Below are 12107 nucleotides of genomic sequence, written 5' to 3' on the forward strand. Positions count from 1 at the left end.
ACGTAGCCCAGTTCTCGCACCGCCTTGTCGCTGCGGTAGCGGTAAAGTTCGGTGAACGCGTATCCGACGGACATCGAGTTCACCGTGGTTTCCCGACGGGTGACGACCTCGAGGAGGTCGCCGGCCTTACCCCCGATCCAGGCGACCGGATAGGGCAACCGTCTACGCGGCGGGTCGACCCCGACGATTCGCGCCACTCGATCGATGTACTCGCGATACGTCAACTCCTGGCCACCCAGGATGTAGCGTTCGCCGCGCTTCCCGTGCAGCCAGGCGGCGATCATGCCGCGCGCCACCTCGCGCACATCCGCAAAATTGTTGTATCCCGGTGTCCAATAGGGAATTCTGCGGTTGGCGATCTCGACGATGAGCCGGCCGGAACTGGGTCTGGCGTCGCGCGGGCCGACCAGGTATGTGGGGTTGACGATGACCGCGTCCAGCTTGTCGCAGGCCCGCTGCACCAAGATCTCACCGCGCCGTTTGGTGACCGGGTAGGCCCCTGCCAGCCCGGCTTCGTCCCACCCCCACGGGGTCTGCTCGTCGGCGGGTGCGCCGTCGGGTTCGGGTCCGATCGTGTTCGCGGTCGAGGTATGCACGACGCGCGGGGTGCCGGTGGCGATCGCGGCCTCGACGACAGCTTGCGTCACGCCGACATTGACGGCCGAGATCGCCGGTGTGACCCGTCTCCTGGTCGAAACGCATGCGGCGCAGTGGAATACAACTTCTGCATCGGCAAACACGTCGCGTAGATCAGCGACCGAGCCGAGGTCGGCGCAGACCCACTTGACCGGCAGGTCGGCCAGTGAACTCGTATCGGTGCTCGGGCGCCGGGTGGCGGTGACGGCGTGCCCCTGCGCGATCAGCTCGGCGGTCAGATTGGATCCCAGCAGCCCGCTTGCTCCGGTTATCACAGCGTGTGCCATCGCGAGTTGGCCCTAAGCCGGTGTGGGGTACCGCGCGGCCGGTGGACGGCGCTGCGCCCACGGGCGCACCGATTCCAGTTGCGCGGCAAGGGAAATCAATGTTGACCCATCGTGGGGCCGCCCCACCAGATGGACCGCTTCGGGCAGGCCGCCGGCCGAGATCCCGGCCGGAATCGACATGGCCGGTTGTCCGGTGTAGTTCTGCGGCGGGGTGAACGGCATGAACGCCAACACCCGCGCCATGGCGCGCGTGGGGCCCAACCCGTCGAGGTGCCCGACGGGCACCGGCGGCTTACCCAGCACCGGCGTCATCAGCACGTCGCAATCGGCGACGGGCCGCAGCCCACGCTCGCTCATGCGGTCGCGGGCGGCCAGCGCGCGGTGAGCCAGCCAGTCGGGGATCAGCCGGGCGGTGCGGCCCTCGGCCCGAATCCGCCGTTCCAGTAGCTCCGGTGTGGGCAGCCGCTCGATTTCCTCGGCGAGCCCGTGCATCATCAGCGCGAACACCGAGAGAATCGCGGGCAGCGGGTAGACCGGATCACGCTCAACGACTTCGTGACCGAGCGAGCGCAGCAACTCGGCCGTTTCCAACACCGGCCGGCGCACCTCCTCGCTGACCGGCACGGGAATCACCGGTTTGAACGACATCGCGATCCGCAGCCGGCGCGGTGGGCCCGCCGCCGCGTCCGTCAACGGAGGTGCCGGCGACACCGAGGCGATCTCGTCGTCGGGCTCGGCGCCGGCCATCGCGTCGTGCAGCAGCGCCGCGTCGGCGACGCTGCGGGCCAGCGTTCCGAATGTGGTGCAGCCCGTGGAATCGATAGGCCCGCTCGGGTGATTGCTTGGTGCTGATCCAGCCGCGCTGGCCCTTGAGTCCCACCACCCCGCAGCACGCGGCCGGAATGCGAACCGAGCCGCCCCCATCGGTGCCCAGCGCCCCGGGCACCATGCCGGCCGCCACCGCAGCCGCCGAACCACCGCTGGAGCCCCCCGTGGTCCGGTTCGGTCGCCACGGATTGCGTGTCACGCCCCACGTCGGCGACTCGCACATCGGGACGGCACCGAACTCGGGCAGATGCGTCTTGCCGATGATCACCGCCCCGGCGGCCCGAAGGCGCCGCACCGCCGCGCTGTCGCTGCTCACCGGCCCGGTGTCAATCCCGGTGCCGCACATCGACGAAATCCCCGCCACATCGGTGTCGTCCTTGACCGCGATCGGCACGCCCGCCAGCGGCAGCATCTCCCCGGCGGCCAGCCGCCGTTCGACGTGTGCGGCCTCTGCCATCGCCTGCTCGGCCAGCACGACGCGAAATGCGTTCAACGCCGGGTCCAGTTCGGCTATCCGCTCCAGGTAGAGCGCCACCAACTCGCGGGGAGAAACCTCACGATCGCGCACCAAGCGCGCCTGCCGCGCCACGCCGGCGAAGGCCAGGCCCTGGATATCGACGGTGGTCATCCGTGCCCCTTCGCGCCCACCCCAACCGAGTGTAGGCCCACGTCGTCAGGCGCCGGCCAGCGCGAGCGCCGCGGCGGTCGCCTCCCGGATCGGTCCGCGCCACACGTCGCCGTGCCCGGGCAGCAGGACCTCGGTGTCGAGCAACGCCAGCGCGGACAGGGTGCGGAGGCAATCCCGTTGGCTGTGGCTGAAAATCTCCGGCAACAGCTGCGGCCCGCGGTGGCGTAACAGCGGGTGGCCGGTGATCAGCGCGTCGCCGCTGACGAGCACGCCGTCGACCAGGTACGAGCAGTGTCCGTTGGTGTGGCCGGGGCTGAAGACGGGCCGCGGTTGGCCCGGCAGGCCCGCGGCCACCTCGGCGGTCAGCGGCTGGGCGGTGGGGATGCCGTCGCGGATCAGGCCGCCGCTGCGGACCACGTGGGCCGTCCACCTCGCCCAGCGCGGGCGCCAGATGCGCAGTGCCACATCGATAGTCGACACCTGCTCCAGGTACTCCCGTTTCGCGTGCCCCACCTCGTCGGCGTGACAGTACACCGGCACGCCGTGCTCGCCGGCGAGCCAGATCGCCGAACCCAGGTGGTCGATGTGGGCGTGGGTCAACAGGACGGCGCGCACGTCGGCCACCCGGTAGCCCAGCTTGGCCAGCGAGCCCAGGACGTCCTCGCGGTCCCCGGGATAGCCGGCGTCGATCAGCATGACGCCGGTGCCGTCGACGACCAGCGTCCAGTTCACGGCGTGCCCCTGAGCGAGGTACACGGTGTCGGTGACCTGAACCAGCTGCGCCATGCCCGCGAGTGTAGGAGCGATCGCCGCGAGGAGTGATCGCAAGCGCGGCGAAGCCGGGCGCGGCGGGTCGCGACCGTCAACCGAGGAGTAGAAATGACCCGTGGCTGAACTGAAACTTGGATACAAGGCATCCGCCGAGCAATTCGCACCGCGTGAACTCGTCGAACTCGCCGTGGCCGCTGAGGGTCACGGCATGGACAGCGCAACCGTCAGCGACCACTTCCAGCCGTGGCGGCACGAGGGCGGGCATGCCCCGTTCTCGCTGGCCTGGATGACCGCCGTCGGCGAACGCACCGAGCGGATCGTGCTGGGCACCTCGGTGCTCACGCCGACCTTCCGCTACAACCCCGCCGTCATCGCACAGGCCTTCGCCACCATGGCCTGCCTGTACCCGGACCGGATCTTTTTGGGTGTGGGCACCGGCGAGGCGCTCAATGAGATCGCCACCGGATACGAGGGCGAGTGGCCCGAGTTCAAGGAGCGGTTCGCCCGGCTGCGCGAATCGGTGCGCCTGATGCGCGAGCTGTGGCGCGGCGACCGCGTCGACTTCGACGGCGACTACTACCGGCTCAAGGGCGCCTCGATCTACGACGTGCCCGAGGGCGGCGTCCCGATCTACGTCGCCGCCGGCGGCCCGGCGGTGGCCAAGTACGCCGGGCGGGCCGGCGACGGCTTCATCTGCACCTCCGGCAAGGGCGAGGAGCTCTACAAGGACAAGCTGATTCCGGCCGTCTTAGAAGGGGCAGCGGCCGCGGACAGATCCGTCGAGGACATCGACAAGATGATCGAGATCAAGATCTCCTACGACCCCGATCCCGAGCTGGCGCTGGAAAACACCCGGTTCTGGGCGCCGCTGTCGCTGACCGCCGAGCAAAAGCACAGCATCGACGACCCGATCGAGATGGAAAAGGCCGCCGACGCGTTGCCGATCGAGCAGGTCGCCAAGCGCTGGATCGTGGCGTCCGATCCCGACGAGGCCGTCGAGAAGGTCAAGCAGTACGTCGACTGGGGGCTCAACCACCTGGTGTTCCACGCCCCCGGCCACGACCAGCGCCGGTTCCTGGACCTCTTCGAAAAGGACCTGGCCCCCAGGCTGCGGCGACTTGGCTGAACCGTCCGCGATCTACGTCGCCGCTCCGGAACCGGAGACCGGCAAGTCGACGCTCGCGCTGGGGCTGCTGCACCGGCTGACGGCGACCGTCGCCAAGGTCGGCGTGTTCCGTCCCATCACGCGGGTCACCGACGGCAAGGACCGCGACTACATCCTGGACCTGCTGCTGCAGCACACCACCGCGGGCGTGCCCTATGAGCAGTGCCTCGGTGTGACGTACCAGCAGCTGCACGCAGACACCGATACCGCGATCGCCACCATCGTCGACGCCTACCACGCGATGGCCGACGACTGCGACGCGGTGGTGATCGTGGGCAGCGACTACACCGACGTCGCCCGGCCGGCCGAGCTGTCGGTCAACGCCCGCATCGCGGTCAACCTCGGGGCGCCGGTACTGCTCACGGTCAGCGGCCGGGGCCGTACCCCCGAGGAGATCGCGCGCGTCGTCGAGGTGTGCCTGGCCGAGCTGGCCGCCCAGCGCGCCCACACCGCCGCGGTGGTGGCCAACCGCTGCGAACCGGCGCGGCTGGGGGAGGTCGCCGAGGCGCTGGAGGCCTTCCCGCAGCGCAGCTACGTGCTGCCCGAAGAACCGCTGCTGTCCGCGCCGACGGTGGCCGAACTCGAAAAGGCCGTCGGCGGAACGCCCGTCAGCGGTGAGGAATCGCTGCGGGAACGCGAGGTCACCGGCGTGCTGGTCGCCGGGATGACCGCCGACCACGTCCTGGAGCGGCTGGGCGACGGCATGGCGGTCATCACCCCCGGTGACCGATCGGACGTGGTGCTCGCCGTGGCCAGCGCCCATGCGGCCGAAGGCTTTCCGTCGCTGTCGTGCATCATCCTCAACGGTGGCTTCCGGCTCCATCCGTCGATCGCTTCGCTGGTCGCCGGGCTGCGGCTGCGACTGCCCATCATCGGTACCACGCTGGGCACCTACGACACCGCGAGCGCGGCCGCCGCCGCCCGGGGCCGCGTCACGGCCAGCTCGCAGCGCAAGATCGACACCGCGCTGGAGCTGATGGACCGCTACGTCGACGTCTCGGACCTGCTTGCGCAGCTTGCCATCCCGATACCCACGGTGACCACGCCGCAGATGTTCATCCACCGGCTGACCCTGCAGGCGCGTTCGGATCGCAAGCACATCGTCCTTCCCGAGGGCGACGACGATCGCATCCTCAGGTCGGCCGGCCGGGTGCTGCAGCGCCGCGTCGCCGACCTCACCGTGCTCGGCGACGAGGCGCAGATCCGCCAGCGTTCGGGCGAACTCGGAGTGGACCTCGACGGTGCGCACGTGATCGACCCGCTCACCAGCGACCTGCGCTTCCGGTTCGCCGACCAGTACGCAGAACTCCGCAGGGCCAAGGGCGTCACCGTCGAGCATGCCCGCGAAATCATGCGCGATGCAACGTATTTCGGCACCATGCTGGTGCACAACGGCATGGTCGACGGCATGGTGTCCGGCGCCGCCCACACCACCGCGCACACCGTTCGCCCCGCCTTCGAGATCATCAAGACCGTCCCCGACGTCTCCACCGTGTCCAGCATCTTCCTGATGTGCCTACCCGATCGCGTGCTGGCCTACGGCGACTGCGCGATCATCCCGAACCCGACGCCCGAACAGCTGGCCGACATCGCGATCTCCTCCGCGCGCACCGCGGCGCAGTTCGGCATCGAGCCGAGGGTTGCGATGCTGTCGTACTCCACTGGCGAATCGGGCACCGGGGCCGACGTCGACAAGGTCAGGAAGGCAACGGAATTGGTCCGGCTCAGGGCACCGCAATTGCCGGTCGAGGGCCCCATCCAGTACGACGCCGCGATAGAGCCGTCCGTCGCGGCCACCAAGCTGCGCGACTCTCCGGTGGCCGGCCGCGCCACGGTGCTGGTCTTCCCCGACCTCAACACCGGCAACAACACCTACAAGGCCGTCCAGCGCAGCGCCGGGGCGATCGCGATCGGGCCGGTGCTGCAGGGCCTGCGCAAGCCGGTGAACGATTTGTCCCGCGGCGCGCTGGTCGAAGACATCGTGAACACCATTGCCATCACCGCGATCCAGGCGCAGGGCATCCGTGGCTAGCGCCGGCCGGGTTGTGCTGGTGATCAACTCAGGGTCGTCCTCGCTGAAATACCAGTTGCTCGACCCCGACTCCGGCGCGGCCCGGGCGACCGGGAACGTCGAGCGGATCGGCGAGGGGTCGTCCCCCGTCCGCGACCACGACGCCGCGCTGCGTCAGGCCTTCAACACGCTGTCCGAGCAGGGCATCGACCTGCGTGCCTGCGGCCTGGTGGCCGTGGGCCACCGAGTCGTGCACGGCGGCAACACCTTCTACCGGCCCACACCGGTGGATGACGCGGTGATCGACAAGCTCGACGAGCTGTCCGAACTGGCGCCGCTGCACAATCCGCCCGCGGTCAAGGGCATCGAGGTGGCCCGCAAGCTGCTGCCCGACGTTCCCCACATCGCGGTCTTCGACACGGCGTTCTTCCACGACATGCCGCCCGCGGCCGCGACCTATGCCATCGACCGCGGGCTGGCCGAGCGCTGGAAGATCCGCCGCTACGGCTTCCACGGCACGTCGCACCGGTACGTGAGCCAGCAGGCCGCCGACTTCCTGGACCGGCCGCTGCGGGGACTGAAACAGATTGTGCTGCACCTGGGTAACGGCTGCTCCGCTTCGGCGATCGCCGGCACGCGTCCCCTCGACACGTCGATGGGCCTGACGCCGCTGGAGGGCCTGGTGATGGGCACCCGCAGCGGTGACATCGACCCCAGCATCGTCAGCTACCTCTGCCACACCGCGAACATGACCGTCGACGAGGTCGAGTCCATGCTCAACCAGCGGTCGGGGGTGCTGGGCCTGGCCGGCGAGCGCGACTTCCGGCGGCTGCGCACCATGATCGAATCCGGCGACGGCGCGGCGCAATTGGCCTACAGCGTGTTCACGCACCGGCTGCGCAAGTACATCGGCGCCTACCTGGCCGTTTTGGGGCACACCGATGTCATCACCTTCACCGGCGGCATCGGGGAAAACGACGCGGCGGTGCGTCGCGACGCGGTCGCCGGCCTGGAGGAGTTGGGCGTCGTGCTCGACGAGCGCCGCAACCTCGGCGGCGGCAAGGGCGCCCGGCAGATCTCCGCCGACGAATCCCCGATCGCCGTGCTGGTGATCCCGACCAACGAAGAGTTGGCCATCGCCCGCGACTGTGTGAGCGCGCTAGGCGGTTAGGAAGCCCAGGCTCTTGCGGCCGGCGCCGACCGACGGCGTGGGATCGGTCCCGACCGTCCGCACCAGCAGCTCGTGGTACACGTCGCGAAAATCTGTGGTGTACTTCAAATCCCCGTCGTCGAGGTCGGTGAGGCCGGGTTCCTCGCCGTAGAAGCCGCCGCGCACGGGCGTGCCCGCGACGAAGACGGGGGCGGCGGTGCCGTGATCGGTGCCCTGGGATGCGTTGGCGCGCACCCGGCGGCCGAACTCCGAATACGCCATCACCACCACGTTGTGGCCGGCCACGTCCCGCAGGAACCGGGTGACCGCCTCGTCGAACGTCCCGAGCAGCCGTTGCTGCGTGTCGCGTTCACCGGCGTGGGTGTCGAAACCCCCCAGTTGCGCCGCGTAGACGCGTGTCGGCACGCGCGCCCGCACGGCGGCGGCCACCATGTCAAGCTGCGCGGACAGCGAGTTGCCCTGGCGCCCGGACGCTTTCAGCGATCCGAACGTCTTGCCGGTGCTGCGCGCGGCGCGGTAGGACTTGCACACGGCGGCCATCGCCGGGCTGTCGCCGGGGTCGTCCGTCCCGAGCGCGCCCATCAAGGCGTCGAGGCCCTGTTCGTCGGGCGACCGGGCCGTGGAAAGCGCCGCGGCGGTGTGCTTTTCCCCGACCGCGAGCGCGGGCAGCACGGGCCCGATGTTGACCGCCCGCAGCGGGTCGTCGCCGGTGGCGTCGAGCCAGCGGCCGATCCACCCCGTCGACACGGGCTCGGCCGGTGACGCCGTCTGCCAGATGTCCATGGACCGGAAGTGGCTGTGGTCGGGCCGTGGATAGCCCACGCCCCGCACGATGGCCAGTTGCCGCCGGTCCCACAGCTGGGCCAGGCCCTTGAGCGCGGGGTTGAGTCCCAGCGTCTGGTCGAGGTGCAGCACGTCGCCGGGGGCGTAGGCCAGTTCCGGCCGGGCGTCGTGATAGGCGTTGTCGGCGTACGGAATCAGGGTGTTGATCCCGTCGTTGCCGCCGGCGAGGGTGATCAGCACCAGCACGCCCGCCCCGTCGGCCAGCGGGCGGTCGTGGGCCGCGCGCATCAAATCGGGCCACTCGACCGCCACCGCGCCGGAGAGCAGGCCGACCGCGCCGGCGCCGGCGCTGGCGATCAGGAACTTGCGGCGATTCATCTCGGGCATCGTCGGATCTCGCTATGAGGTCAGGTATTCGGGCGTGTTGACGGCGGCCGCGATCAACCGCGGCGGGGTGCGCACCAGGGGCCGCAGCGCCGTGGCGGTCCGGTCCGACCAGTCTCCGACGCCGATCAGGTAGCCGACCGCGTCGACGCGGTCGGCCGCGGCGGCGCCCTCGATGCCGGACAGGTCGCCGGCGTGTGCGAGCCGGGCGGCGGCCCGCAGCCGCGCTTCGGCGCTGGCGGTGGACAGCCACACCTGGCCCTGCGGCCAGCCGCCGACGCTCGGCGGGTAGAAGGGCCGTTGGCCCAACGCGTGCAGCGTCGCGTCGGCGAACTTTCCGGTGGCGCCGTCGAGGGGCACGCGCAGGGCGCGCAGCACGCCGACGAGCCATTCGACCGGGGTGTTGACGACGGTGGCGCGGCCGGCGACGAATTCGTCGGCGGTGAGGATCGCCCGGGTCAGCGCCCGCAGGTCGCGGCCCGGTCCGTAGGCGGAGACCAGCCTGTCCAGCGTGGGGGCCGACGGCGGGTCGTCGGAGGCCAGTTGCCGCCACAGCCGTCCGGCGACATACTCCGCCGACTTGGGCTGCGCCAGTACGGCATCGCAGAATCCGGCGGCGTCGAAGTCGCGGGTCAGCCCGAACAGCGTCTTGGCCGTCCCGTCGTGGCGCTTGGCGGCCAGCGAGGTGTGCCCGTCGGCGCCGATCACCCACCCCGTCAGCGCGCGGGCGCCGTTGCGGACGTCGTCCTCGGTGTAGCCGTTGCCGTGCCCGAGGGCGAAGAGCTCCATGAACTCCCGCGCCAGGTTTTCGTTGGGCGCCTTGGCGGTGCTGCTCTGCCCGTCGAGCCAGCGCAGCGTCGCGGCGTCGGTCAACATCGCATAGGCCAGGGTGCGGAAGTCGCCCAGCGACAGCGTGCGCAGCTTCTGGTTCTGCGCGGCCATGTACGCGGCCACCCGGACCTTCTGCGCCGAGGTGGCAAAGTGGTTGTGCCACAGCAGGGTCAGCTTCTCGCCGAACGGCTGCCGCACGCCAACCATGCGGCGCAGCCACCAGTCGGACAGCGCGCCCTGCTGTTCGGTCAGCTGCTGGTTGTACCGTTTGCGGGCCGCCGGCGTGGCGCCCTTCCCGGGCGGGCCGGGCGGCTGCAGCGTGGGCATGGGGGTGGCGAGCGCGCCCGGGTCGGCGTCGGGGTCCGCGGCGAGCATGGCGTCGACATGCCGCGGCCAGCCCGCGGTGAGCACGGCGTCCACCTCGGGTCCGGTCACCCCGAACCCGGCCCGCCGCAGCACGCGGGCGGTGGTGATCCATGCGGTGGACTGGCCGGGCATGCGTCAACTGTGCGGCATATACCTATGTTTTCGCTGTGGATGGGCGCACACGTGTTCAGCCGCGCGCGTGCGAGCGTTCCCGGCATGGATCCGTTCATCGGCACCGAGGCGCTGGCGGCCGGGGTGGTGACCCGGCATCAGCTGAGAACGCGCTACCGCGCCGTGTTCCCGAACGTCTACGCCTCGAGCGACGCCGAGCCATTGCTGGAGACCCGGATCCTGGCGGCCTGGCTGTGGTCGGGGCGCCGGGCGACGATCGTCGGGGCCGCCGCCGCCAGACTGCATGGCGCCGAATGGATCCCCGACGGCGTGCCCGTCGAGCTGGCGCACACGAATCCCCGGGCACCCATCGGGGTGCTGACGCGGCGCGCCGCGCTGCGGGACGGCGAGACGCAGAGCATCGGCGGGTACACCGTCAGCACGCCCGAACGCACCGCCTTCGACATCGGCAGGCGCGGGGCCGTGCGCTCGGCCGTGGCGCGCCTCGACGCGTTGGCCAGGGCGACGGGCTTCAAGGCCGACGACGTGCTGCGCGTCGCGCGGTGCCACCCGGGCTCACCGGGCCTGCGGCGATTGGAGACAGCGCTGGACCTGGTTGACGCCGGCGCGCAGTCGCCAAGGGAGAGCTACCTGCGGCTACTCCTGATCGACGCCGGTCTGCCGCGGCCGCGGACCCAGATACCGGTGTTGGATGCCGACGGCATCCCGTTCGCCTTCCTGGATCTGGGCTGGGAGGAGCCCATGGTCGCCGTCGAGTACGACGGCGACCAACACCGAACCGACAGAAGGCAATACGTCAAGGACATTCGGCGGAGGGAAACGCTGGAGCGGATGGGGTGGATCGTTGTGCGGGTGGTCGCGGAGGACCGGCCCGCCGCTATCGTGCGGCGGGTTCGTGCCGCGCTGGGCGAATCGCGTGTGCGCTCACGGCTTTGAGTGTGCGCCCATGGCGGGGCGGTACGGCGTGTCGCCGCCCTGGACGCACACGCGATCGCGCAAGGGGCGGACGAAACCTAGAACGTGCTGGTGGGCCGCACCTTGTTCGCCATGTCCACCAGCGCGTAGCGGTGTCGCTGGGTGGGGGCGACCCGGGCCAGGTTGCGCAGCGCCGCCTCCACGCCCAGCCGCAGCCCGTGCTCGGTGAACGGGAAGCCGAGGATGTGGTTGGTGCTGGCCTTGTTGTCCTCCAGCCAGTCCATCGCGCAGCCCAGCACCAGCGCGCGGATCTGCAGCACGCGCGGTTCGGTGGGCGGCAGCGCCTCCACCCGCCGGGCGGCGTCGCGGATGTCCTCCTCGCTGATCTCGCTCTTCGTCCGTCCGGACAGCAGGGTCACCGCACTGGTCAGGCGCGCGGTGGTGAAATGCCTTGAGGTGGGCGGCACCTCGTCCAGGGTGCGCACCGCGGCGGCGCGATCGCCCTCGGCGGACAGCCATCTGGCCAGACCGAAGGCGGCCGAGATCACCCCGTCATTGGTCTTCCACACGGTCTGGTAGTACTTCTGATTATCGACGTTGCCGGACAACTCGGCGGTGGCGGCCAGCGCCAGTTTGGGCGCCAGCTCGCCGGGGAAGGTGTCCAGCACCTCGGTGAAATGCGTTGTGGCGGAGTCATAGTCGCCGGTGAGCAGTTCGGAGACGGCCCGGTACCAGACCAATCGCCACTGCCAGCCCACCCGCTCGGCCAGGTCGTCGAGCTTCCTGGTGGCCTTGGCCACGTCACCCAGGTCCAGCAGCGCGCGGACCTCCATCAGCGGCAACTCGATCGACTCGGACACCTCGACGCCGTCGGCGTCCAGCGTGCCGTGGCGCGCCGCGCGCAACGAGTCCAGGGTCTGCACCGGCTGGGAGAGCACCGTCGCCTGCAGTACCGGGGCGGCGACGTCGGCCGGGTCCACCAGCGGCACCTGCAGCGCGGTCACGATCTCGCGCGCCGTCAACCGCTCCGAATGGATCTGGCCGTCCAGGTAGACGTCGGTGTGCGCGACCAGCAGGTCCACCCCGAACGTTGAGCGGCTGGGGCTGAAGATGGTCGACAACCCGGGCCGCGGCACCCCGGTGTCCTGGGCCACCACGGAGGAGCTGTCCGCCCAGCTGATGGGCGTGTTGCGGGAGGT

Annotated in this window: 10 protein-coding genes and 1 pseudogene; 4 read left to right on the plus strand and 7 right to left on the minus strand. The window is 70.3% G+C overall.

Annotated elements, in window-relative coordinates; all coding sequences use genetic code 11:
- From A5713_RS01700 to A5713_RS01710, 4 genes and pseudogenes are all read right to left on the minus strand, one after another.
- Nucleotides 1–923: NAD-dependent epimerase/dehydratase family protein (locus tag A5713_RS01700; protein ID WP_156751703.1), on the minus strand; the 923-nt coding region annotated here is incomplete at its 3' end.
- A gap of 12 nt (nt 924–935) precedes the next feature.
- Complete coding sequence (locus A5713_RS29430) at nt 936–1847, minus strand: amidase family protein (RefSeq protein WP_156751704.1); 912 nt, start codon at nt 1845–1847, stop codon at nt 936–938.
- Nucleotides 1768–2379 (minus strand): annotated as a pseudogene (locus A5713_RS29435) (amidase family protein); the annotation flags it as partial. The gene A5713_RS29430 and the pseudogene A5713_RS29435, both read right to left, overlap by 80 nt.
- A 45-nt stretch (nt 2380–2424) precedes the next feature.
- Nucleotides 2425–3165 (minus strand): MBL fold metallo-hydrolase, encoded by a 741-nt coding sequence (locus A5713_RS01710; protein WP_068091895.1) that lies wholly within the window; start codon nt 3163–3165, stop codon nt 2425–2427.
- A gap of 100 nt (nt 3166–3265) precedes the next feature.
- On the opposite strand from A5713_RS01710, the gene fgd reads away from it, so the two are divergent.
- From fgd to A5713_RS01725, 3 genes are read left to right on the plus strand one after another with little or no spacing between them, the layout of a single operon-like run.
- On the plus strand, nt 3266–4276 hold the full coding sequence (gene fgd, locus A5713_RS01715) for a glucose-6-phosphate dehydrogenase (coenzyme-F420) (RefSeq protein ID WP_067919956.1): 1011 nt from the start codon (nt 3266–3268) through the stop codon (nt 4274–4276).
- A complete protein-coding gene (gene pta / locus A5713_RS01720; protein WP_067919954.1) occupies nt 4269–6347 on the plus strand; it encodes a phosphate acetyltransferase in 2079 nt (692 codons plus the stop codon). The genes fgd and pta overlap by 8 nt, the downstream gene beginning before the upstream one ends.
- 13 nt (nt 6348–6360) lie before the next feature.
- Complete coding sequence (locus tag A5713_RS01725) at nt 6361–7497, plus strand: acetate kinase (RefSeq protein WP_068091905.1); 1137 nt, start codon at nt 6361–6363, stop codon at nt 7495–7497.
- On the opposite strand, the gene A5713_RS01730 is transcribed toward A5713_RS01725, so the two are convergent.
- Nucleotides 7486–8667 carry a DUF1501 domain-containing protein gene (locus A5713_RS01730; protein WP_068091898.1) on the minus strand — a complete coding sequence of 394 codons (1182 nt, stop codon included), beginning with the start codon at nt 8665–8667 and terminating at the stop codon, nt 7486–7488. The two genes, A5713_RS01725 and A5713_RS01730, sit on opposite strands and share 12 nt — an antisense overlap.
- A 12-nt stretch (nt 8668–8679) precedes the next feature.
- Nucleotides 8680–9993: a DUF1800 domain-containing protein gene (locus tag A5713_RS01735; protein ID WP_068091902.1), complete on the minus strand. Its 1314-nt coding sequence runs from the start codon at nt 9991–9993 to the stop codon at nt 8680–8682.
- An 84-nt stretch (nt 9994–10077) separates the two neighbouring features.
- On the opposite strand from A5713_RS01735, the gene A5713_RS01740 reads away from it, so the two are divergent.
- Nucleotides 10078–10929, plus strand: coding sequence for a DUF559 domain-containing protein (locus tag A5713_RS01740; protein WP_068091907.1), 852 nt, complete (start codon nt 10078–10080; stop codon nt 10927–10929).
- 77 nt (nt 10930–11006) lie between these two features.
- Here the strand turns inward: A5713_RS01740 and A5713_RS01745 are convergent.
- On the minus strand, nt 11007–12107 hold a 1101-nt coding region (locus tag A5713_RS01745), incomplete at its 5' end, for a tetratricopeptide repeat protein (protein WP_304442505.1).

The organism is Mycobacterium sp. E2497 (assembly GCF_001668695.1).
Classification (GTDB): domain Bacteria; phylum Actinomycetota; class Actinomycetes; order Mycobacteriales; family Mycobacteriaceae; genus Mycobacterium.